Origin of the sequence: Bradyrhizobium sp. F1.13.3, from assembly GCF_040548265.1 — a bacterium.
In the GTDB taxonomy this organism is placed as follows: Bacteria; Pseudomonadota; Alphaproteobacteria; order Rhizobiales; family Xanthobacteraceae; genus Bradyrhizobium.
Genome location: NZ_JBEPRI010000008.1, coordinates 280,001 through 301,297 on the forward strand (window position 1 = coordinate 280,001; position 21,297 = coordinate 301,297).

Below are 21,297 nucleotides of genomic sequence, written 5' to 3' on the forward strand. Positions count from 1 at the left end.
TTCGAAGTGTAGGTATCCTTCCAACGCCGAAGGCAGTCTAATCTGATTTGGTCCTGCTGCCGCCGATGCGCCCCGGTGGTGACTTGACCGGCGGGCTCGGCTTGAGGTCCGTTTGTGTCGTGAGCAAGTTGGGCTCGGCCGAAGGGCAGACGTCACGACAGGAAACGCGCGATGCCTTCACGGATACAAGCCAAAATTTCGTCCTGCCGCTCCTCGAGACGGGACACCGGGCCGCCGACACCGAGGACCAGGTCGCGGCCGAAATCGCGCTTCGGCAGCAGGACGGCGATCACGCCAGCGTCCTGGACGATGATGTGTCTTGAGAACATGTAGCCGTCGCGCCGGATGCCGTTGACGATCTTCATCAGCGCATTCAGCTCGAAGTGCTCTTCCCGGGGGCAGACAGCGTTGATGCGGCGCAGGAGCCGCTCAATCTCGACGTCGGTATGGCCGCTGAGCAGCGTGCGTCCGATGCCGCTGATCGCAAGCGGCCGGACGTCGCCGGATTTAACTTCGAACCGCAGGCGTTTGCTGGTTTGTAACGCGTGAATGTACTGCGCATGCAGATCGGACTGCGTGCTGATGCTGACGAGCTCGTCCAGTTTCCCATGGACGAAATCGACCAGCGCAAGGATTGCGCTGTCGCCGAACAACCCGCTGTCCAGCCAGCGGCCCATCTGGGCGATGCGCATGGTCGGCATGTAGGTGCGATTGTAGCTGTCGTAAAACAGGTACCCCAGCATCGCCATGCTCTTGAGCAAGGCCGCGGCGCTCGACGTCGGATAGTCGCACTTCGTCGCCACTTCCTTCAGCGAAATCGGACGCTTCACTTCCTCGAAGTACTCGAGGACTTCAAAGATCCGCTTGGCCGATTTGATACTGGAGCTCATCATTTACACATATCTGGAATGTAATTGGCTGACAGGTACCTTGATGGGTCGAGCCGATTGCAGAAATCGGCCGCAGTTTAGCCCCTCCCTCCTATGACAACAAGCATTTTATACATATATAGAAATAGAACTATGCATATGTAACATGATGGACTCAGAAACGCCCTGCCTCTAGTCTTGCAGCGGCCGGAAAGGCCGCGGCGTAGCAGCCGTTCAAGAAATGAAAAGCGCCCCGCCAAGGTGGCGCACGCTTGCAGGGAGGGCGTGATGAAGCCGGGAATGAATTTGTCCATCGCTATCGACTGATGTCGTCCGGTTCGACCTGTCTTCGCTTGGCTCCCGCCGCTGAACCCAACCCCTTCGCGACCATGCTTCCAGAGATCAACCATCGCGCTCGGCGACGGCTCGCAAGCCATCGTGTGCAGCGGCGGCAACACCTAGACCGAACAGGGATTTGCTTCCATGAACTACCGATTGCCTGAAGGCAGCTGCGATTGTCATTTTCACATCTACGGCCCCTTCGATCGCTTTCCGCCTGGAAATGAGGGCCGCTTCACCGCCGCAAAGCCATTCACAATCGAAGACGCCTTTGCCATCTGGGACAAGCTCGGCATCACGCGCGGTGTCATCGTCCATGCGGTCGGATCGGGAGACGACAACGCCGTCACTTACGATGCGCTGCGCCGCTACCCCGACAGGCTTCGTGCCGTCGCAATCCTGCGGCCCGATGTCTCGGATCGGCGGCTCGATGAACTCACCGACATCGGCTTCAAGGCGGTGCGCGTCACCATGATCCGGCAGGACGGCAAGCCGGTCTCAACGCTCGGCACCAGCTACGACGATCTGGTCAAGCTCGCCCCCCGCATCGCGGAGCGGGGTTGGCATGCGCAGCTCTGGATCGAGAGCTCGGATCTTGCCGCCGCCGCGGCCGAGCTCGAGAAACTGCCACTGAACTACGTGATCGACCACATGTCACGGACCATGGCCGACAAGGGACACGATCATCCGGATTTCCGCGCCTTCACCGACCGACTGAAGACCGGGCGCTACTGGACCAAGATCTCCGGTGCCGACCGCAACACGCGCGTCGGCCGCCCCTATGCGGACACGGCGCCCTTCATGCGCGCCATCGTCCAAACAGCGCCCGACCAGGTCGTGTGGGGCAGCGATTGGCCCCATGTCGGCCACAGCGCCGAGACGATGCCCGATCTCCAGGACCTGCTTCGTCTGCTGCACGACTGCGTTCCCGACGAAGCCACCCGCCGCAGGATCCTGATCGCCAACCCGGCGCGGCTCTACAATTTCTGACAGGACCGAGGACACCTTGGACAACAACAAGAAGCTGCCGCTCGACGGCGTGATCGTCATCGACCTCGGCCAGGTCTATCAGGGCCCGTATGCCGGTTTCCTGATGGCGCAGGCCGGCGCGACCGTCATCAAGGTGGAGCCGCCGAACGGCGAGCCGGTGCGTCATCGCGCCCGCATCAGCAAGGGCAACGCCGTCCCGTTCGCAATGCTGAACGCCAACAAGCGCAACATCAGCCTGAACCTGAAGTCGCCCGACGGCGTCAGGGTCCTGAAGGAGCTCGCGTCGAAGGCCGACGTGCTGATCGAGAACTACGCCCCCGGCGTGCTCGATCGACTGGGCGTCGGCTATGCTGCACTCAGCGCCGTTAATCCGCGGCTGATCTACGGCTCGGCCACCGGTTACGGCCTGTCCGGGCCCAGCCGGGACAATCTGGCCATGGACCTCACCATCCAGGCCGTGTCAGGCATCATGAGCGTAACGGGATTTGCCGAAGGTCCTCCGGTCAAGGCTGGTCCAGCCATCACCGACTTCATCAGCGGCGTGCATCTCTACGCCGGCATCCTCACGGCCCTTTACGATCGGGAGAAAAGTGGCCGCGGCCGGCTGGTCGAGATCGCGATGGTCGAGACCGTCTATCCGGCGATGGCCTCGAACCTGGCCGATGTCTTCAACCGCAAGGCGGCGGCCCCCCGCACCGGCAATCGTCACGGCGGGCTCGCCGAAGCGCCCTACAATGTCTATCCGGCATCCGACGGCTATGTCGCCATCATCAGCGTCAACGAATCCCACTGGACCGGACTAACGCGCGCGATGGGACGGCCGGAGCTGGCCGACGATATCAGGTTCAAGACCGTGCTCGACCGCTTGAAGCACATCGATCTGACGGACCAGATCGTGTCCGACTGGTCCTCGCAGCTCGCGCGCGACGAGATCACCGAGCTTTGCCGCGTCAACAGGGTGCCCTGCGCCGCCGTTCGCGACCTGCGCGAAGTAACCGAGGACAAACACCTCCACGCCCGCGGCATGTTGCGCGAGATCTCGCATCCGGAATACGGCGACATCCTCGTTCATCGCAGCCCGCTGGTGCTGCACGATACGGCGACGCCCGAGTACGTTCCGTCCGCGCGTCTCGGTCAGCACAATGGCGAGGTCTTGTCGGAATATCTCGGCCTGTCCAGCAGCGAGATTGATGAGCTACGCCGCTCCGGCGCCATTGCACAACAATGACGAACGTCGAGGGGCGAATGCCCCGGTCCGCCAATTCAGGGGAAGATCACAATGGTCAAGCTGTTTGAAAGCATTGCATTCCGCGGCGTCGAGCTGAGCAACCGCATCGTCGTTTCGCCGATGGGGATGTATTCGGCCGTGAACGGCTACGTCACGCCGTTCCACTTGGTTCACTATGGCAAATTTGCCCAGGGCGGGGCCGGGCTCGTCTTCGTCGAGCAGACGTCGGTCTCCCGGAAGGGGCGCATTACCAACGGCGATCCCGGGCTATGGGAGGACGGCCAGATCGACGGCATGCGTCAGATCGTTCATGTCATCAAGTCGCACGGCTCAAAGGCAGCGATCCAGATCAATCACGGCGGACGCAAATCGAGCCAGCAGCGCGCGTTCCGGGGCAATAGCCATTTGACGGACCGCGATATCGAAATGGGAGAGGAAACCTGGGTGCCCACGGGGCCGTCGGATGTGGCATTCTCTGATGGCTTCCAGCCTCCCATCCCTCTCAGCAAGGACGGACTCGTCGGCGTACGCGATGCCTTCGTCGCCACGGCGCGTCGGGCTGTGCTTGCGGGCTTCGACATCATCGAGCTTCACATGGCTCACGGCTATCTCCTGCAATCGTTCCTGTCGCCGCTCGCCAATTTCCGCACCGACGAATACGGCGGCAACCTCGAAAACCGGATGCGGTTTCCGCTCGAAGTGACGCGTGCCGTGAGGGCTGCACTTCCCTCGTCCACGCCCCTCTTCGTGCGCATCTCCGCGACCGATTGGATCGACGGCGGCTGGGAAATCGAAGACAGCATCATTTTCTCCCGCAAATTGAAGGAGCTCGGTGTCGATCTGGTCGATTGTTCGACGGGCGGCAATCTTCGCGCGGGATCGACCAACGCCAATCTCGGTCGCGGTCCAGGCTATCAGGTGCCGTTTGCCGAACGCATTCGCCGCGAGGCCGACATTGCGACGGGCGCGGTTGGCATGATCCGGACCCCGGACTTTGCAGAGAAGGTTCTGCAGGACGGCAGGGCCGACCTCATCTTCATGGCCCGCCAGATGCTCTACGATCCGTTCTGGGCGCTTCACGCCGCGGAGCATTTCGGGCTGACCGGTCATTTCGAGCAATGGCCTGAGCAATATAGCTGGTGGCTTGCCAAATGGGGCGGAGCCCTTCGTGCCGCCGGAGAAAGTCTGGACGGGGTCGAGCGATACCGCCAGGCGGCCGAATAGATCCGCCGCCAGCGCGGCTGGTGTCGCAAGATCAATCCTGATCTCGAAAGTTAAAAAAAATTCAAAGGGGAGTGAAAAATGAGAAATGTACTGGCTGCGTCGATGGTTTTCCTCAGTCTTGCTTCGGCTCACGCGCAGACGCCTGCGTCGAAGCCGGTCAAGCTCGGCGTTCTCAACGATCAGTCGGGCCAATATGCGGATGCCGCGGGGCCTGCAGCCGTTGAAGTTGCCAAGATGGCGATCGCCGATTTCGGCGGAAAATTGCTGGGACGGCCGATCGAGCTCGTGTTCGCCGATCACCAGAACAAGACGGACATCGCCTCGGGCATCGCCAGGCGATGGATCGACACGGAGAACGTCGATGTCATTCTCGATATCGGAAACTCCGCGGTCGCGCTGGCTCTGGCTGATCTGGTCCGGGACAAGAACAAGATGATGATCGTGTCGTCGGCCGGCGCATCCGCCATCACGAACGAGAAATGCTCTCCTAACACCTTCCAGTGGACCTACAACACCTACACCCTGGCGCGCAGCACCGCGAAGGCGCTTTTGGGACAGGGTGGCAACGAATGGTACTTCCTGACGGCCGACTATGCTTTCGGACAAGCTTTCGAGAACGATGCGTCCGCCGTGCTCAAGGAGTCCGGCGGCAAGGTGGTCGGCTCGGTGCGGCACCCCTTCAACACCAGCGACTTCTCGTCGTTCCTGCTGCAGGCGCAGAACTCGAGCGCCAACGTGCTGGCTCTCGCCAATGCCGGCGGCGACACAACCAATTCGCTGATGCAGGCGCACGAGTTCGGCCTGCTCGGACAGAAGAGCAAGATGAGGGTCGCGGCTCTGCTGTTCCAGATCACAGATGCCAAGTCGGTGGGTCTTCCCAATCTGCAGGGTCTGTACACCTCGGAAGCCTTCTATTGGAATCGGAATGACGGTTCGCGCGCGTTCGGGAAGCGCTTCTTCGACAAGGTCGGCCGCATGCCGACCATGGTTCAGGCCGGCATCTACTCGGCCACCTTGCACTATCTGAAGGCCGTCGAAGCTGCTGGAACCCTCGACACCGCAGCCGTGCTCGCAAAATTCCGTTCGATGCCCGTGAGCGACTTCTTCTCGGAGAAGGGTTACGTTCGCGAGGACGGCATGCACATCCACGACTACTACCTGCTGCGGGCAAAGACGGTGGAGCAGTCTAAGGGGCCGTGGGACTTCTACGACGTCGTCGCAACGGTCCCGGCCGAAGACGCCAACATTCCCCGCGAACAGAGCAAGTGTTCGCTGATGAAGAAGTCCTGATCTCCAGGCTTCGTGAAGGATCTTTGAGCGGCAGCACTGGGCTGCCGCTCAGGGCGCGGCTTCCACCGCTCGATCGGGATGAAGTGGCCGGCTTGGCTTCCGGTCCCGCAGAGTTTATGCTTATCTCGCAACGAACCCGAATTGAGGATCTCGACGACACGTTTCGGGAAATGGTGGTCCATGACCGATCAGGCGCGAGAAGCTGTCGAGCTGCTGCTCAAGAATCGGCAATTGGACAATCGGCAATCCTATCTCGTACGCGGCCGCCGGTACGAACAACTCTCCGCCAACGATCTTTGCAAGCTCTGGGCGGAGCAGATGAACCGCTGGGCCGACGACTCGATCGCGTTCGACCAGAGAGCCCTCAACGATCTTGGGGTCGAGATGGGATTGCGGGAGATCGCACACCCCCTGGAGCAGATCGCGGAAGCAAGGCAGAAGATTCTCGCGAAATCGGGAAAAGCGTTGGCGACAATTCTTGCAGACCATCCGGACACAGAATAGCGGAGGTCAACGGTCGCGTGAACGACGCCGTCCAGCCAACAAGGTATCGTCAGCCCCTCTTTTCACATCCATAGAAATGCGATGCCGTCCCTGACGTGCATTGGCATATGTGGGCCAGCTCCCTAATCTGAAATCAACAAGGGAGGCCGGATGAACGAGACGCTGCTGTTCTCACCACTACGTATCCGTGATGTCGAGATCAAGAACCGGATCGTGGTCCCGCCGATGCTGCAATACGTTGCAGACCGCGGCTTTCCGACCCCCTGGCACATCACCAATGCGGGCAAGTTCGCCGCAGGCGGCGCGGGCCTTGTCATCGTCGAGTCGACCAAGGTCGAGCGCCGCGGCTGCGGGACGGTCGGGGACCTCGGCATCTGGGACGACAAGTTCATCGCGCCGCTTCGCGACATCGCGAGCTTCATCAAGTCGAACGGCGCTGCAGCCGGCATCCAGCTTGGACACACCGGCCGGAAGGGAAAGGCCCGGCGTCCCTGGGAGGGAGATGGAACCCTCTCCGCCCAAGAGCTTGCAGCCGTCGACGACGTCGACGGCTGGGGCCTGATCGGTCCGAGCGCGCTTGCGTTCGGCAATGGCTATTTCACGCCGCGCGCACTGGAGCGTCACGAGATTCCTGATGCGATCGACGCCTGGGGCAAGGCGGCGGCGCGCGCCGACCAGGCCGGCTTCGACGTCGTCGAGCTGCATGCCGCCCATGGCTATCTGATCCATTCGTTCCTGTCGCCTGAGGCGAACCAGCGAACGGACGACTATGGCGGCAGCGAAGCCAACCGGATGAGATTTGCCATCGAGGTCGCCGAGTCCGTGCGCGCCAACTGGCCGGCGCCAAAGCCGCTGTTCGTCCGTCTTTCGATCGAAGACGAGGCGGGCTGGGGTCCGGCTGAGAACGCCAGGCTGGTCCGCATCTTCAAGACGAAGGGCGTCGACGTCATCGACTGCAGCACCGGCGGCCTCAACAGTAAGGTCCCCAACTTCTTCCGCCTCAACGAGTACGGCTATCAGGTCCAGTTTGCGGACTATATCCGCCGCGAGGCAGACATCATGACCATGGCGGTCGGCCTCATCATTCACGGCGATCAGGCCGAAGCGATCCTTCAGGACAAGAAAGCCGACCTCGTCGCTGTCGGCCGAGAGTTCATCCACAACCCGAACTGGGCGATGGACGCGGCGCAGAAGCTCGGCGTCGATCCGACCTTCAGCGCGGTCCCGCCGCAAATGGGCTACTGGCTCGAAAAACGGGCCCGCCGCGGCTTTGGCGGAAATCCCTCCACGTGGCAAAAGGGCATCGCGTCGGATAGCTGATCTCCGCCGGGCGCTGTTGTGTAGCGACATTGCCTGTGCTGATTGTTTGCGAGGCGTGCTGCGGCTCGCCTCGTGAACATCCAGCAATTACGGGCTATCACCAGACATGTCGTACGAAGACTTGATCAAGCAGACCGAGGCGCGACGGCCGGCGGCGTGGGAGTTGCTCGGCGTCGGCGCCGTTTCCTATGATCAGACACGCGATCGTGTCGTGATCGAATGGCATGCCGAGCGTCGGCATTGCCATTCCACCGAAGGACATCCCAGGGGCGGCATCGTACAGGGTGGAATCGTGACGGGCTGGCTCGATGCGGCCATGGCGACCGCGAGCCTGCTGCGCGGCGAATACCTGACTACAGTCGCGAGCCTCGAGATCAAGGTCGCATTCCTGCTGCCCGCACACCCGGGCCTGTATCGGGCTTACGGCAAGGTCGTCCGGCAGGGACGCAGCGTCGGCTTCCTGGAAGCCGAGCTGCGGGATTCAAACGACGTGCTCATCGCAACGGCGAGTTCGACAGCGGCTCTACGGCCCAAGAACCCTGCCGGGACCAGCCCCGCGTAATCCTTTCGCAGCTCTCGGCTCTCAGAAGCCGTAGAGTCTGGCCGGATTGTCGATCAGGATCTTCCTGCGGACGGCCTGGTCGGGCACGCAGCGCCTGAACAGATCCATCAGCACGGACTCCTTCGGGACGGCGTCGTCGGCGTGGCCGACGTGCGGCCAGTCGCTGCCCCAGACCAGCCGGTCGGGGTTGGCCGCGACCAGCGCCTTCATGAAGTCCTCGGTGTCCTTGTACGGGCTGCCGACTCGCGTGTTGCGATCCGCACCGGACAGCTTGCACCAATAGCGGCCGCTCTTGAGGCCGCGGTCGCAGAACCACTGGTAGCCACTGTAATTGACGGTCTTGTCTGCCATGGTGCGACCCTGATGGTCGATGACGAAGTCGAGCGGGAGCTTCTCGATTTCGGGCGCCAGTTGCTGCAGATCGCCGGTCTCGATCCAGAGCTGCGCGTGCCAACCGCGCTCGGCGATGCGCGGCGCCAAGGCCTTCAGGTCGTCCAGATTCATGCCGCCGCCCGACAACACGGGCTTGCCGTCCTGATACAGGAGATTGATGCGCACGCCCTTGAAGCCGGCATCGGTCAACTCGTCCAGCCGCTTGTCTGTGACATCCTGATTGAGGATCGCGACGGCGCGCAGTTTGTCCGGAAAGCGCTTCAAGGCCTCGAGCGTCACCTCGTTGTCCGAGCCGGCATTGCCGGCATGGACGATCACGCCGCGCGAAATGCCGATCGTCTTCCAGGCGTCGAACAGCATATCGACTGGGAACTCCTGCTTCGGAGCGAATTTTCCGGAATAGTCGACGGGGAAGCGATCGAACGGCCCATAGATGTGGACGTGGCAATCGCAACTTCCCTCCGGAAATTTTTCGAGCTTTTCCGTCATGGTGACCTCACTTGCCGGTGAAATTGGCGGACCGGCGCTCCGCCGTGGATTTGACCCCTTCGCGGAAATCGTCGGTCACGCGCAGGCGATTCTGCTCGGTGAGTTCGTGATCCGTCGCATGCTTGACGCGGTCCGCGAGTCCCACGCGCATGGTGGCGCGGGTCGACAGAAGGCCGAGCGGCGAGCATTCGGCAATTTCCTGCGCGAGCGACATCGCGGCCGCGCGAACCTGGTCCTGAGGGACCAAAACGCTCGCCAATCCCATCGCCAGTGCCTGCTCACCAGTGACGCGCCGGCTGGTGTAGAACATCAACTCGGCGTTCGGCTTGCCGATGGCCTCGGGCAGCGTGACGGTCAGTCCGAAGCCGGGATGGAAACCCAGGCGCGTGAAGTTCGCGGCAAAACGGGCCTCGGGACACGTCACGCGGAAATCCGCCGACATCGCCAGACCAAAGCCGCCGCCGATTGCCGCGCCCTGCACCGCTGCGACGATCGGCTTCTTGTTCCGGAAGATGCGCACGGCCTCTATATAGAGGTGACCGCCGTCTCGCTGGTCGCCACTGGCCGGCGCGTCCCGGGCCGGCGTATTGAAATCCGCGCCGGCGCAAAACGCCTTGCCCTGCGCGGCAAGGACGACGGCGCGGATCTCGCCGTTCGCATCGATCTTGTCGAGTGCGTCGGCGATGTCCCGAATGAGCTGGAGATCGAAATAATTCAGCGGTGGCCGCTGGATCTCGATCGTTGCGACGTGGCCTTGCGTGGTAACCGCGATATCAGTGCTCATGTGGAGTCAGATTCCTTTTGTCTTGATCAGCGAAGTCCAAGCCCGCGCGCGATGATGCCGCGCAGGACTTCCGTGGTGCCGCCCTGGATTGTGAGCTTCGGCGCGATCTTGAGCTCGAAATCCAGCTTGTTGCGGAAGGCGTCCTCTTCGTCGTCCTCGAGGTCGAGCAGCGAAGCGAGCTCGCGGACCCGATGCGGCAGGCCCTGCTCCCAGACCGTGCCGAGATCCTTGACGATCGCGGCCTCGACGACGGGTTCGCGGCCCGCCTCGAGCATCCCTGCCACCGAAACGGACATGCGGCGCAGCGTGTGCAATTGCGCGACCAGCCGCCCGATGCCGACGGTCACCCTCACGTCCGGCTTGGCGCCCGCGGCGTTGGTAAGCGCAAGCAACGCATCGTAGGTTTCGAGAAACCGCTCAGGCCCCGAGCGCTCGTAAGCAAGCTCGCTCGTGGCCTGCTTCCAGGCGCCATCGACCTCCCCGATGACATGATCGTCCGGAATGAACGCGTCCTGGAACACGACCTCGTTGAAGTCGCGCTGGCCGCTCATCTGCCCGATCGGCCGGCAGGTGATGCCAGGCGTCTTCATGTCGACCAGGAACGACGTGAGGCCGTGCCGCCGGTTTTCCTTGGTCGAGCCGGAGGTCCGGAACAGGCCGATCATGTAGTCCGCGATGTGCGCGCTGCTGGTCCAGACTTTCGTTCCGTTGATCAGCCAGCCTCCGTCCGTTCTGGTCGCCTTCGCGCTCGCCGCGAACAGATCCGAGCCGGAATTCGGCTCGCTCATGCCGATGCAGAAGAACAGCTCGCCGCGGATGATACGGGGAAGCACGTCCTGCTTGATCTTCTCGTCCGCGTAGCGAATGAGGGTTGGGCCGCTCTGCCGATCCGCCACAAAAAAGCGGCGCACGGGTGCATTGGCAATCCGCATCTCCTCGGTGACGACATAGCGCTCGAGGAAGCTGCGCTCCTGCCCGCCATACTTCTTCGGCCAAGTCATGCCGATCCAGCCTTTCGCGCCGACGCGACGGGAGAATTCATCGGCATTCTTCGCGCCGACTTCGGGCCGATCGGGATCGAACGTGCCCGCTGCGATCTCGCTCTCAAGGAACGCCCGGACCTCCTTGCGCAACTCCTGGCAATGATCCGGCAGGCGCATGGCGTCGAAATGAATGAGAGACATCGCGGCTCCTTTCAGCGAGAGGCAAGCAGGGGCCAGAGTTCCCTGGCACCTCTGGCGGTGATTAACTCGCCGAGCTTGAGGCTCCAGAACGTTTCGTCACCGAACTCATCGCGCCATGAAAGAAGGCGCAGCGTGAACCGATGCAAGATATGTTCATCGGTGAATCCGATCGCGCCGTGCACCTGATGGGCGATGCCGGTTCCGACCTCGGCGGCCTCGCTGCAGCGAATCTTAGCCGCTGCGATCTCAAGCAGCGCGGCATCGTCATCAAAGCCGGTGTTGGCGATGGTATCGGCCGCCGACGCCGCCGCGGACGCAGCCGCAGCAACCTCACCGCCGAGCCGCGCAAGGCTGTGCTGGATCGCCTGGAATTTCGAGATCGGCTTCTCGAACGCGACACGCTGCTGCGAATAAAGAACCGAAACTTCGAGGATCCTGTCCAGAGCGCCCGCAATCTGCTGCGCTCGCACAGCTGCGCCCATCAGCAGGAGGACGTCCTTCTCGCGCGCTCCCGATTCCTTCAGGCGCGCACGATGAACCGGCAGCACGTTCGCGAAACCCACGGTGTCGCGCGCGTCGCTCGCGAGGCTTTTGCCGGGCTTCAGCTTGCAATCGGCCGTTCGGACCAGAGCGATCGACGGCCCCTCGTCGCCATTGGCCAGCACGACGAGATGCTCGACATCGCTCGCGAAGGGCACCATGCGGGCTTGGCCGTTGACGCGTCCGGTCTTGTCGAGTGTGAGGTGATCTTTCGGGCGAACCGGCGCCACCGTCATCGGCCCGCCCGGCGCGGTCAGACCCGCGCGGTCTAGCAGCCACCCGGCCAGAAGCGTTTCCGCGAGTGGCACTCCCAATGCCGCGCGGCCGGCCTCGCGAATGATGCCGAAGCCATCGCCGAGCGACGCCCCTGCCCCGCCGGCGGTCTCGGAAGCCCAGGCGAGGTCCAGTCCTATCTCCTGAAGAAACAACCAAAGCGGCGCCTTCCAAGCATCGTCGCGCTTCTGGACAATGGTCTGCGGATCGGCCAGATCCGCAAGGACACGCGCGGCTGTTTCGACGACGAGGGTTTCGGAAGCTGACATCGTCATTCTCTCACTATGTGGATGGGGGGCGCGGGCCGATCACGCCCTCGCTCCGCAGCGTAGCGATCTCGGGCTCCGACATGTCGAGCATCGACGACAGCACCTCATCGGTGTTCGCGCCCAATCTGGAGGAGACCGCGGCCGGCAGCCTGTCCGCGCCGTGAATGCGGATCGGGCTGTCCGGAATGACGATCCGCCCGAACTGCGGATGCTCGATCCATTCCAGCATGCCGCGTGAATGCATGTGTCGGTCGTTGCACACCTCTTCTAGGTCGCGGACCGGTGCGGACGGCACCTTGAATTTCGCCAGTGCAGCGCAGGCCTCCTCGCGGGTGATCTTCGAACTCCAGTCCGCGATCAACTGGTCGGTTTCGTCCATGTTGCGAACGCGCGCGACCTTGTCGCGGAATCGCGGATCGTCCGCGAGTTCGGTCCGTCCGATCGCTTGCAGCAGATTGCCCCAATGCTTGTCGTTGGTCGCAATGATCGCGATGTAGCCGTCACTCGCCGGATAGACATTGTATGGCGCCGCGGAGAGCCCGCCGTGTCTATTGCCGGTGCGCGGCGGCGCCCTGCCGATGTCGTACATGTAGGCCAGGTTCGAGGCGAGCGCGGGAAACACGGCCTCCTGCATCGCCACCTCCACCAGCCGGCCGACGCCCGTGATCTGCCGCTCGTACAACGCCGTCATCACCCCGGCATAGAGGTGAATTCCGCTCATGAAATCGACCAGCGCCGGACCGGCCTTGACGGGCGGGCTATCCGGAAAGCCGGTAACGCTCATGAGTCCCGACACGGCCTGCACAGTCACGTCCATGGCCAGATTGTCCTTATCCGGGCCCGACAGTCCATAACCGGATCCCGACGCATAGACTAGCCGGGGATTGAGCTCGTGCAGCACGGACCAGCCGATCCCGAGCCGATCCATCACGCCCGGCGCGTAGTTTTCCAGCAGGACATCGGCGTCCTTGACCAGGCGCTTGAGGATCTCCTTGCCCTTCGCGGATTTCAGATCCAGCGTGATGCACTTCTTGTGACCGTTCAGCATCGCGAACGGTGCGCCCGACCCGCGACTGACGCTGTCGCGCTGACGAACCGGTTCTCCGGCAAGCGGCTCGATCTTGATTACCTGGGCCCCGGCCTTGGCCATCAGATAAGTTGCGTAAGGGCCCTGATAGACCTGACCAAGATCGATGACCGTAAGGCCATCGAGCGGAAGATTGCGTCGACCCTGCATGTGTCTGTCTCAAATCCCTTGCAAAGAGCTATGTCCGCTAAGCGCCGAGATAGGCTTCCTGGATGTCGGGGGCATCAGCGATTTCGCCGGCCATTCCTTCGCGCACGATCGAGCCCACTCTGAGCACATAGGCCCGGTCGGCAATCTTGAGCGCCGCGCGCATATTCTGCTCGACCAGAAGCGCCGAGAGGCCCCTGGCCCGCAGCGCTCCGATCGCGCCGAGCACGAATTTGGAGAAGAACGGCGACAGACCGAGTGACGGCTCATCGAACAGGATGAGCCGCGGACGCGCCATCAAGCCGCGGCCGATCGCCAGCATCTGCTGCTCGCCGCCGCTGAGATTTCCGGCGGCCTGCCGGAAACGCTCGCGCAGGCGCGGAAACATGTTGAGCACGTCATCGACCGTAAACACGGGACCGCTGCCGAATGCGTCGACGATCTTCAAATTCGCCTCGACCGTCATCGACGGAAAGATCTCGCGCCCTTCGGGGACGTGGCTGATGCCGGCCCGGCTGAGCGTCCAGGGCTTGCGCCCGTCGATGCGCTGATCCGCGAACTCGATGCGGCCCGCAGTGATCGGCAGGACGCCGGAGATCGCGTTCAACAACGTGGTTTTACCCGCGCCGTTGGCGCCGAGGATGGCGACGATCTCGCCGCGGTTGACGGAGAGCGAGACGCCGCGGAGCGCGACGACCTTGCCGTAAGCCGCCGAGACGTCCTTGACGGTCAGCAGCGTGCCATCACTCGTCATCGTCAGCCCCCAAATAGGCGGTCACGACTTCCGGATGACTGAGAACGTGATGCGGCGCGTCGACCACGACAGGCTTGCCGTCGACGACGACGAGCGCGCGGCCGCAGAGCTGCCGGATGACCGCCATGTCGTGCTCGACGATCAGGATGGTCCGCCCCGGTGCAATCGCACGGATCAGGGCGATGAAGTCGGCGGTCTCGCGCCCGTTCATGCCGGCGGCGGGCTCGTCGAGGAACATGATCTTCGGATCGGACATCAATGCGATTCCGACGGCGAGCCGGCGCTGCACACCATAGGCCAGCACGCCGGCCTTGCGGTTCCGCTCTCCGTAGAGGCCGATCAACGCAAGAACCTCCTCGACGCGGGCGTGGAAGGCCTGCTGATCCCGGACATAGGACTTGCTGCCGACGATGCGGCCAAGGACGCCGTGGTGAAAGCTCGCATGGCGCCCGAACAGGAGATTTTCCAGCACCGTGCTTTCAGCGAACACCGCAGTTCTCTGAAAGGTTCGGGCGACGCCTGAGCGCGCGATGAGATGCGGCGGCATCCCCGAGATCTCGCTTCCCATGATGCGGATCGATCCGCTGGTCGGCACGGTGATGCCGCAGAGGATGTCGAACAGCGTCGACTTGCCCGCACCATTCGGGCCGATAATGCCCAAGATTTCGCCTTCCTCGACATCGAGGCTGACGCCGTTCAGGGCCGTCACGCCGCCATATCGCTTGACGATATCCCGGGCCGAGACGATGGGACGCTCAGCGGCTGCGATCGTCATCTGTCCTCCTTCCGAGCCGGTCACGCAGAGCAACGCCCAGTTGATGCAGTCCGCCGGGGGCAAACATCATGATCAGGATGATGATCGACGAGAACGCCAGGATCCTCACGTTCGGATCGAGGTTCATAGCCTGCGGTATCAGCGTGAACATCGCAGCGCCGATCACCGGTCCGACCACCAGCTGCGCGCCGCCCAGCAGAACCATCAGGAGCCCGTCCACCGTGTTCGCGACGCTGAAGACCTCGGGCGTGACAATCTGCGTGTAGGGAACGGCGAGCGCACCAGCCAGCGCGGCAAACGGCGCGCTCAGCATGAAAGCCTTAAGCCGGACGCGCGCCACATCGACGCCGACCGAGCGCGCGAGATGAGGATTCTGGCGGACACTGTCCATGGCGGCGCCGAAAGGAGACCGGCGCAGGACCACCAGGAAGACGATCGCAAGCAGAAGAATGGTGGCGGTGACCGCGAAGTAGGTCTGCGGATCCGACAGCTGGAGCGAACCGATCTCGATCGGCGGAAAGCCGAACAGGCCGAGCGGTCCCCCGGTGATCTCCTCGAGATTCGTTGCTGCGACCATGGCGACGCCGGTCAGGCCCCAGGACACGATCGAGAAATAGGCGCCGGTCAGACGCAGCGTGATGACGCCAATGATGGCGGCCAGCACCACGGAAAGCACGAGCGCGATCAGTACCGCGACCTCGAACGGCAGCCCGAGCTTGCCCATTCCGATCGCCGCGCCGTAAGCGCCGACGCCGAAAAACAGGCATTGGCCGAGCGGCACCTCTCCGACGCCGCCGAGGATGATGTTGATGCTCAGAGCAAACAGGGCGAACGCACAGGTGTACCCGGCGAGGGTCACCACGAACGGGTCGGTGAACGCGAAGGCGAACGCCGCGATGGCCGCGACTGCGCATGCGACGTAAATGGCCTCTCGCGCGGCGCGCCCGGCCCTTTCGCCATTCATGGCGCCGGCCCGCTTCCTGTCCATCGTCATGCCGAAATCCTGGATTGCCATCTCAGTGCCGATGCTGCTGGACTTGGCCAAGCAGTCCTTGCGGTCGGAACAGCAGCGTGGCGATGACGAGGCCCCAGCCCAGCGCGGGCGTCCACGAGACAGAGACGTAAGTTTCGAACAGCGCGTTGGCGACACCGATGAGAAGCGCACCCAGCATCGCGCCCGGAATACTGCCCATCCCGCCCAGGATGACGACCGTGAAGCCGACGATCAAGGCGCTGTATCCCATGGTCGGATAGATCGTCGAGATCGGCGCCAACAGCGCGCCTGCAAGACCAGCGGCGGCGACGCCTAGCACGAAGGCCAGCGCGCGGATCCAGGGAACATCGATGCCGGAATAGAGCGCGCCACGCGCGTTCTGGGCGACGGCCACGACCTGCTGGCCCTTTATGCTCAGACGGAGCCACAGACCGAGCGCGCCGAGCACGAGAACTGAACAGACAAAGATGAACGCGCGTTGCGACGTCACGAAGATACCGAGAAATCGCATCGTGCTTTGTCCGAGCGGCGATGTCACCGGGAGCGGGTCCGGCCCGAAGATCAGGATCAATCCGGCCACCGCCGCCTGACCGAGCGCGAACGTGACGATCAGTGAGCCGTGATGTGAATCGCCATACAGGCTGCGACGGATGACGACCCATTCAGTGACGGCGCCAATGGCCACAACGATCAGCACCGACAACGGAACAGCGATGAAATAGTTCATGCCTCGCGACGTCAGCAGGTAGCAGGCATAGCCGCCCATGGCGAAGAACGCACCATGGGCGAAGTTTGCAATGCCCACGATTCCGAAGATCAGCGTCAGGCCTACGGCGATGACGGCATAGCCGGCGCCAAGCACCAATCCGTTGACGAGGGTTTGAACCAGAAGTTCCAAAGCCGTACGTGCCTTCTAAATTTGATCCGCGCGATCGTCAGTTCGAGGCGACGCGCTCGACCTGGACGACAGCCCCGTTTTCGACTCGTTGGATGTAGAAGTACGGCGCCCGCGCCCTGCCCTTCTCGTCGAACTTGAGCAGTCCCCTCGGGCTCGGCCAGGAGTTTTCGCGGATGACTTTCGAGATCTTGTCGTAGTCGCTGTCGGTACCGGCTTTGTCCATCGCGGCGGCGATGAGATTAATCGCCTCGAAGATCACAAGCTCACCTTTTCCCGGAGAGGAGTTGAACTTCTTCTGATAGTTCTCGACGAACTCCTTGCCTTCGGCGCCGGGATCTGATGCCATGAATATCTCTCCCGTAATGACGCCGTTCATGGCGCCCTCCGATGGCTTGATCATGCCCGGCGTCACCACGCCTGGCGACATCACCTCGATCTTGAAGCCGCCGAGCTGGCGCACCTGCTTCCACAGTTGTGCGGCGCGCGCCGGATAGGCGTCGGCGACGTAGATCATGTCCGGATTGCTCGCCTTGATCTTGGTGAGAATGGACGTGAAATCGTTAGTCTCGGCGTCATAAGTAGAGATGCTCACCAGCTCAATGCCTGCGGACTGGAGGCTCGCCTTGAGTTTCTCAAGGACCGTCTTGTTGAACTCGGAATTCTCGCCCATGTAGGCGACCGTCTTCGGCTTTAGCGTCTTGACGATGTAGGCATTGAACGATTCGGAGTTGAGCGACACCGTGTTGTTGATTTGAAACAGCCAGGGACTGCCCTGATCGGTGATCGCATCAGCCTGCGCGCCAGCGTTTACTTGCAGGATACGCTTCTTAGTGACCGAAGATTCGGCAAGCACGACCGAGCTGTTCGTCCCCCCGGTTATCGCTTTTACGCGCCCCACCGACATCAGCTTCTGGACCGCGGCGACGCCGCCTTGCGGCGTGCCCTTCTCATCCTCGAAGACCAGTTCGATCTTCCGGCCGCCGAGAATGCCGCCGCGCTGGTTGACGAGGTCGGCTGCATATTCAGCGCCGCGCTGCAATTCCTGCCCATAAGTCGCCGCTGCGCCGCTCAGAGGCAGCGCAAGGCCGATCTTGACCGGGTCAGCCGCCATCGCGCCGGGCGCGCCAGCGAGCTGCACAGTCGCCGCCACGATGGCCCCCAAAGACAACATTACATTTCGGCGATCCACACGCTTCATCGTTCTTCCCCCTATGATTTGTCTCGCCAGCCCGCGGCAACGCGGCGGCTCCTTTGATTTCTGATGGACTCAGCGCCCGAGCTCAATTCAGATTGCGCTGAAAGAGATCGAACAGGCGCTCCCAATGCCGCTCGGTGCTGGCCTTGTGGTAGAGGCGCCGGGTTGGAAAAGCGAAGCCGTGTTCGGCTTCCGGATAGTATTCCATCCGCCCGTTGATGCCGGTCGTCTTGATCGCCCGCGATACCTGCTCGAGCATCTCGGGAGGCGCGTAGTGATCATGCTCGGCCAGGGCAAAGTAGATCTCGCCCTCGATCTTGTCGGTGACGAGATGGGCGGAGTCCGGCTGGTCAGTGACGAGGCGCGCGCCGTAGACGGAGGCGCCGGCGGCCATGCGATCGGGAAACACGCCCATCGCGCGATAGACGTAGCGGCCGCTCATGCAATAGCCGACACATCCCGTCTTGCCCTGCCGCGCAGCCGGCTCAGTGGCCAGGAAGTCGAATATGGCCTGGGTGTCTTCCATCACCATGGTGTTGGTCAGGTGGCGGTTGAGCTTCCACATGAACTCCAGCTTATCCGCGCAGGCGGGGTCCCACAGCCGGTTCGCGTCGAGATCGACGCAGCGGACCATGCGGTAGTACATGTTCGGCATGACGACGTAATAGCCGACTGTCGCCAGACGTCGGCACATGTCGGACAGCTCCTCGCGGACGCCGACCGAGTCCATATAGAAGATGACGACAGGGAACGGTCCTGGACGGTCCGGGTGAAACACGTACGTGTTCATCACCCCGTCCTTGGTTTTCAGATCGACGACCTTCTCCTGCACGACTCCACCCTTCTAACCATTTTGTATCCCCGCGCGTTCGAGGCGTGGAGTGGGCGGAAGAATGTGCCGGGACGTAGCTGAAAGCCAGAGCATTACAGATATGCGCGCGTATTTACAGATATGTGAAAATCGATCCGTTCAGTTGCGGGCATTTGTCGCGGATGCGCGATCCTCACGCGTAACGAATTTGTCGATGCCTTCGCGCAGCGATCTCAGGATCTGAGTTCGCTTGGATACCAGTCGTTCGACCGGACCGCCGACGCCGATCGCCAGGATGCGGCCGTGGCGCCGCTCCGGCAACAACATCCCGATGACGCCCGCTCCGGCCGTTACAGTGTGAAGGGAGATGACGTAACCATCCTTGCGGATCTTGCGGAGCTTCTGCATCAGCTCCTTCAGGTCGACCTTCTTCTTTCGGTCTTCCTCCTCGAAATTGATGCGGCGCACGAGCTTCTCGATGGTCTCGTCCGAACGCGCGCTCAGCAGCATCCATCCGAGGCCCGAACGCGCGAGCGGCCGGATCGTCCCGGGCTTGATCGAAAACTGGATCGTGCGCGGCGAAGGTTGGACATGGATATATTGCATGTAAAGGTCGCTCTGGGTCGCGATGCTGACGGTCTCTTCGGTTTCCTTGTTGAGGTGGTTCACCAGCGCCGAAATTCCGCGCTCGCCAAAAAGCGCGCCCTGCACCCAGTGCCCTAGCTGCACGATACGCATCGTCGGCATGTAGGTCCGCGAATAGCGGTCAAAGTCGACGTAACCGAGCACCACCATGCTCTTGAGGACCGCGGACGCGCTTGAGACGGGGTAGCCGAAGCGCAGCGCGACCTCCTTGAGACTCAAGGGCCGCTGCACTTCATCGAAATATTCCAGGATCTCGAACAGCCGCTTGGCCGTCTTGATGACCTCTTTGGACATGCTTCCTCGCTTGCTTTTTCACATAGATAGAAAAGTTTTCTCGTAGACGAAAGCCATTTCGCGGATTTCCAGCGTTTGCTAGAAGGCTTGCCAACGGAGGTCACCATGGTTTCTGCCGAGCAGATGAAGTTCGAAGTGTCCGATGGCGTCGCGACGATCACGTTCGACCGGCCGGACAAGATGAACGCCTGGACGCCGGTCATGGAGATCGAGCTGCGCCGCCTGATGGCGATCGCCTCCGAGGACGACGGCGTGCGCGCGATCGTGATCACCGGCGCGGGCCGGGGCTTCTGCGCCGGCGCCGACATGGGCCGCCTCTCCGACGCGTTGTCGGGAACCGCAACCGCCGCACCCGTCGTTCCCCCCATAAGCGACGACGATCTGGAGCAGCGCTACAGCTACCTGCTCGCCGTTCCCAAACCGATCATTGCGGGCATCAATGGCGCGGTCGCGGGCGTTGGTCTTTGCATCGCGCTGTATTGCGATCTCCGCTTCATGGCAGCTGGCGCAAAACTGACCACGTCCTTTGCCCGGCGCGGCCTGATCGCGGAGCACGGCAGCGCCTGGATGTTGCGTCAGCTCATCGGGCCGATGAACGCGGCGGACCTTCTTCTTTCGGGGCGCGTGGTCGAGGCGGCGGAAGCCGAGCGGCTCGGCCTGGTCAGAATGCTGCCCGCGGATACTTTTCGCGAGACCGTGCAACAGACGGCCTCAGACTTCGCCAAACTCTGCTCCCCCCGCTCGATGCGGATCATCAAGCAGCAACTGACCGCGGCTCCCCGGCAAACGCTGGCCGAAGCCACGCAGCTCGCGAACAGCGAAGTCGCGATCTGCCGCGGGACGGAAGACTTCAAAGAGGGCGTTGCCCATTTCATCGAGAAGCGGGCGCCGCGCTTCACCGGCAGGTGAGCGCGAGGGCGCATGCGTCGTTCAACGAAAATGCGGTACCGGCCGAGTGCTTGCCCCCCGTAATCGGGACGGCCGGGCTCGGCTCGGCGGACGCAATTTCGCGATGGACCGCGGCGGGCCGCTCGAGGATGACGAGAAAGCTGCGGCCTTCCTCGGTGATGCTCCACACGCCCGGTTCGCGCACGACCAGCTTCTGGCCGAAGATATCAAGATCCGGCGCACGTTCGGCGAGCCGATTCATCCGTCCGGTCCATTCCTGGCCACTCGTATAGAGGATGGCAAGGTGCTGCTTGATGACCTCGAGGCTGGCGCGTCCGTCGGTCTGGCCGTCGAGAATCTTCAGGATCGAAAGCTGGAAACTCACAAGCGACTCAGACGCTACCATTCACCGTCGCCGTATATTAGAGCCGAGCACGATGTGGAAGTCATCACGGTTACGCTGAAACGGGATACCGGCCCTGTCGATGCACTCGGCTGGACCTGCCTGCGCGACCCGACTAACCTGCCGTCAAATAGACATGAAATCAGAA

At 62.4% G+C, this 21,297-nt stretch carries 22 protein-coding genes; 8 read left to right on the forward strand and 14 right to left on the reverse strand.

All coding sequences use genetic code 11. The features are described from left to right. Window positions 1-152 precede the first annotated feature (152 nt). Window positions 153-893, reverse strand: coding sequence for an IclR family transcriptional regulator (locus ABIB66_RS23030; protein WP_247300438.1), 741 nt, complete (start codon window positions 891-893; stop codon window positions 153-155). Window positions 894-1,352: 459 nt separating this feature from the next. Between ABIB66_RS23030 and ABIB66_RS23035 the strand changes: the two genes are divergently transcribed. The 7 genes from ABIB66_RS23035 to ABIB66_RS23065 all read left to right on the forward strand — a co-directional run bounded on the left by ABIB66_RS23035 (window position 1,353) and on the right by ABIB66_RS23065 (window position 8,326). Further along, entirely contained in the window at window positions 1,353-2,198 is an 846-nt protein-coding gene (locus ABIB66_RS23035) for an amidohydrolase family protein (protein WP_354208863.1), read from the forward strand. Between the two features lie 16 nt (window positions 2,199-2,214). After that, window positions 2,215-3,426 (forward strand): CaiB/BaiF CoA transferase family protein, encoded by a 1,212-nt coding sequence (locus tag ABIB66_RS23040; protein WP_247300434.1) that lies wholly within the window; start codon window positions 2,215-2,217, stop codon window positions 3,424-3,426. A 51-nt stretch (window positions 3,427-3,477) separates the two neighbouring features. After that, window positions 3,478-4,650 (forward strand): NADH:flavin oxidoreductase/NADH oxidase, encoded by a 1,173-nt coding sequence (locus ABIB66_RS23045; protein WP_354208864.1) that lies wholly within the window; start codon window positions 3,478-3,480, stop codon window positions 4,648-4,650. A 78-nt stretch (window positions 4,651-4,728) separates the two neighbouring features. Then, complete coding sequence (locus tag ABIB66_RS23050; RefSeq protein WP_354208865.1) at window positions 4,729-5,940, forward strand: ABC transporter substrate-binding protein; 1,212 nt, start codon at window positions 4,729-4,731, stop codon at window positions 5,938-5,940. Window positions 5,941-6,120: 180 nt separating this feature from the next. Continuing rightward, on the forward strand, window positions 6,121-6,444 hold the full coding sequence (locus ABIB66_RS23055) for a hypothetical protein (RefSeq protein ID WP_354208866.1): 324 nt from the start codon (window positions 6,121-6,123) through the stop codon (window positions 6,442-6,444). A 150-nt stretch (window positions 6,445-6,594) separates the two neighbouring features. Continuing rightward, on the forward strand, window positions 6,595-7,764 hold the full coding sequence (locus ABIB66_RS23060) for an NADH:flavin oxidoreductase/NADH oxidase (protein ID WP_354208867.1): 1,170 nt from the start codon (window positions 6,595-6,597) through the stop codon (window positions 7,762-7,764). A gap of 106 nt (window positions 7,765-7,870) precedes the next feature. Further along, entirely contained in the window at window positions 7,871-8,326 is a 456-nt protein-coding gene (locus tag ABIB66_RS23065) for a PaaI family thioesterase (RefSeq protein WP_354208868.1), read from the forward strand. A gap of 21 nt (window positions 8,327-8,347) precedes the next feature. Here the strand turns inward: ABIB66_RS23065 and ABIB66_RS23070 are convergent, their stop codons facing one another. From ABIB66_RS23070 to ABIB66_RS23125, 12 genes are all read right to left on the reverse strand, one after another. After that, window positions 8,348-9,208 carry an amidohydrolase family protein gene (locus ABIB66_RS23070; RefSeq protein WP_247300421.1) on the reverse strand — a complete coding sequence of 287 codons (861 nt, stop codon included), beginning with the start codon at window positions 9,206-9,208 and terminating at the stop codon, window positions 8,348-8,350. Window positions 9,209-9,215: 7 nt separating this feature from the next. Continuing rightward, window positions 9,216-9,992, reverse strand: coding sequence for an enoyl-CoA hydratase/isomerase family protein (locus ABIB66_RS23075; RefSeq protein ID WP_354208870.1), 777 nt, complete (start codon window positions 9,990-9,992; stop codon window positions 9,216-9,218). A 26-nt stretch (window positions 9,993-10,018) separates the two neighbouring features. After that, window positions 10,019-11,176, reverse strand: coding sequence for an acyl-CoA dehydrogenase family protein (locus ABIB66_RS23080; RefSeq protein WP_247300416.1), 1,158 nt, complete (start codon window positions 11,174-11,176; stop codon window positions 10,019-10,021). An 11-nt stretch (window positions 11,177-11,187) separates the two neighbouring features. Continuing rightward, the gene (locus tag ABIB66_RS23085) at window positions 11,188-12,258 is read right to left on the reverse strand and encodes an acyl-CoA dehydrogenase family protein (protein WP_354208871.1); all 1,071 of its coding nucleotides are present in this window, start codon (window positions 12,256-12,258) and stop codon (window positions 11,188-11,190) included. A 13-nt stretch (window positions 12,259-12,271) separates the two neighbouring features. After that, on the reverse strand, window positions 12,272-13,495 hold the full coding sequence (locus ABIB66_RS23090) for a CaiB/BaiF CoA transferase family protein (protein WP_339031558.1): 1,224 nt from the start codon (window positions 13,493-13,495) through the stop codon (window positions 12,272-12,274). A 37-nt stretch (window positions 13,496-13,532) separates the two neighbouring features. Further along, window positions 13,533-14,246 (reverse strand): ABC transporter ATP-binding protein, encoded by a 714-nt coding sequence (locus ABIB66_RS23095; protein WP_354208872.1) that lies wholly within the window; start codon window positions 14,244-14,246, stop codon window positions 13,533-13,535. Continuing rightward, window positions 14,236-15,021 (reverse strand): ABC transporter ATP-binding protein, encoded by a 786-nt coding sequence (locus ABIB66_RS23100; protein WP_354255778.1) that lies wholly within the window; start codon window positions 15,019-15,021, stop codon window positions 14,236-14,238. Before ABIB66_RS23100 ends, ABIB66_RS23095 begins: the two co-directional genes overlap by 11 nt. Beyond that, window positions 15,002-16,015, reverse strand: a complete 1,014-nt coding sequence (locus ABIB66_RS23105; RefSeq protein ID WP_354208874.1) for a branched-chain amino acid ABC transporter permease — start codon at window positions 16,013-16,015, stop codon at window positions 15,002-15,004. Before ABIB66_RS23105 ends, ABIB66_RS23100 begins: the two co-directional genes overlap by 20 nt. Window positions 16,016-16,037: 22 nt before the next feature. Next, window positions 16,038-16,913 carry a branched-chain amino acid ABC transporter permease gene (locus ABIB66_RS23110; RefSeq protein WP_354208875.1) on the reverse strand — a complete coding sequence of 292 codons (876 nt, stop codon included), beginning with the start codon at window positions 16,911-16,913 and terminating at the stop codon, window positions 16,038-16,040. 37 nt (window positions 16,914-16,950) lie between these two features. After that, the gene (locus tag ABIB66_RS23115) at window positions 16,951-18,063 is read right to left on the reverse strand and encodes an ABC transporter substrate-binding protein (protein ID WP_354208876.1); all 1,113 of its coding nucleotides are present in this window, start codon (window positions 18,061-18,063) and stop codon (window positions 16,951-16,953) included. 130 nt (window positions 18,064-18,193) lie between these two features. Beyond that, on the reverse strand, window positions 18,194-18,940 hold the full coding sequence (locus ABIB66_RS23120; protein ID WP_354208877.1) for a dienelactone hydrolase family protein: 747 nt from the start codon (window positions 18,938-18,940) through the stop codon (window positions 18,194-18,196). Between the two features lie 138 nt (window positions 18,941-19,078). Next, window positions 19,079-19,858 carry an IclR family transcriptional regulator gene (locus tag ABIB66_RS23125; RefSeq protein WP_247300401.1) on the reverse strand — a complete coding sequence of 260 codons (780 nt, stop codon included), beginning with the start codon at window positions 19,856-19,858 and terminating at the stop codon, window positions 19,079-19,081. Window positions 19,859-19,963: 105 nt separating this feature from the next. Here ABIB66_RS23125 and ABIB66_RS23130 point away from each other — a divergent pair, with 105 nt between their 5' ends. Further along, window positions 19,964-20,767, forward strand: a complete 804-nt coding sequence (locus ABIB66_RS23130; protein ID WP_247300400.1) for an enoyl-CoA hydratase-related protein — start codon at window positions 19,964-19,966, stop codon at window positions 20,765-20,767. Here ABIB66_RS23130 and ABIB66_RS23135 read toward each other — a convergent pair. Further along, complete coding sequence (locus ABIB66_RS23135) at window positions 20,754-21,131, reverse strand: hypothetical protein (RefSeq protein WP_247300399.1); 378 nt, start codon at window positions 21,129-21,131, stop codon at window positions 20,754-20,756. The genes ABIB66_RS23130 and ABIB66_RS23135 overlap by 14 nt on opposite strands. Between the last annotated feature and the right edge of the window lie 166 nt (window positions 21,132-21,297).

Excerpts from the sequence above, each read along its gene's own strand:
- ABIB66_RS23100 (WP_354255778.1), bottom strand. The coding sequence starts at position 15,021 with ATGACGATCGCAGCCGCTGAGCGTCCCATCGTCTCGGCCCGGGATATC.
- ABIB66_RS23075 (WP_354208870.1), bottom strand. The coding sequence starts at position 9,992 with ATGAGCACTGATATCGCGGTTACCACGCAAGGCCACGTCGCAACGATC.
- ABIB66_RS23030 (WP_247300438.1), bottom strand. The coding sequence starts at position 893 with ATGATGAGCTCCAGTATCAAATCGGCCAAGCGGATCTTTGAAGTCCTC.
- ABIB66_RS23130 (WP_247300400.1), top strand. The coding sequence starts at position 19,964 with ATGGTTTCTGCCGAGCAGATGAAGTTCGAAGTGTCCGATGGCGTCGCG.
- ABIB66_RS23055 (WP_354208866.1), top strand. The coding sequence starts at position 6,121 with ATGACCGATCAGGCGCGAGAAGCTGTCGAGCTGCTGCTCAAGAATCGG.
- ABIB66_RS23050 (WP_354208865.1), top strand. The coding sequence starts at position 4,729 with ATGAGAAATGTACTGGCTGCGTCGATGGTTTTCCTCAGTCTTGCTTCG.
- ABIB66_RS23080 (WP_247300416.1), bottom strand. The coding sequence starts at position 11,176 with ATGTCTCTCATTCATTTCGACGCCATGCGCCTGCCGGATCATTGCCAG.
- ABIB66_RS23035 (WP_354208863.1), top strand. The coding sequence starts at position 1,353 with ATGAACTACCGATTGCCTGAAGGCAGCTGCGATTGTCATTTTCACATC.
- ABIB66_RS23090 (WP_339031558.1), bottom strand. The coding sequence starts at position 13,495 with ATGCAGGGTCGACGCAATCTTCCGCTCGATGGCCTTACGGTCATCGAT.
- ABIB66_RS23060 (WP_354208867.1), top strand. The coding sequence starts at position 6,595 with ATGAACGAGACGCTGCTGTTCTCACCACTACGTATCCGTGATGTCGAG.
- ABIB66_RS23065 (WP_354208868.1), top strand. The coding sequence starts at position 7,871 with ATGTCGTACGAAGACTTGATCAAGCAGACCGAGGCGCGACGGCCGGCG.
- ABIB66_RS23085 (WP_354208871.1), bottom strand. The coding sequence starts at position 12,258 with ATGTCAGCTTCCGAAACCCTCGTCGTCGAAACAGCCGCGCGTGTCCTT.
- ABIB66_RS23095 (WP_354208872.1), bottom strand. The coding sequence starts at position 14,246 with ATGACGAGTGATGGCACGCTGCTGACCGTCAAGGACGTCTCGGCGGCT.
- ABIB66_RS23125 (WP_247300401.1), bottom strand. The coding sequence starts at position 19,858 with ATGTCCAAAGAGGTCATCAAGACGGCCAAGCGGCTGTTCGAGATCCTG.
- ABIB66_RS23105 (WP_354208874.1), bottom strand. The coding sequence starts at position 16,015 with ATGACGATGGACAGGAAGCGGGCCGGCGCCATGAATGGCGAAAGGGCC.
- ABIB66_RS23070 (WP_247300421.1), bottom strand. The coding sequence starts at position 9,208 with ATGACGGAAAAGCTCGAAAAATTTCCGGAGGGAAGTTGCGATTGCCAC.
- ABIB66_RS23045 (WP_354208864.1), top strand. The coding sequence starts at position 3,478 with ATGGTCAAGCTGTTTGAAAGCATTGCATTCCGCGGCGTCGAGCTGAGC.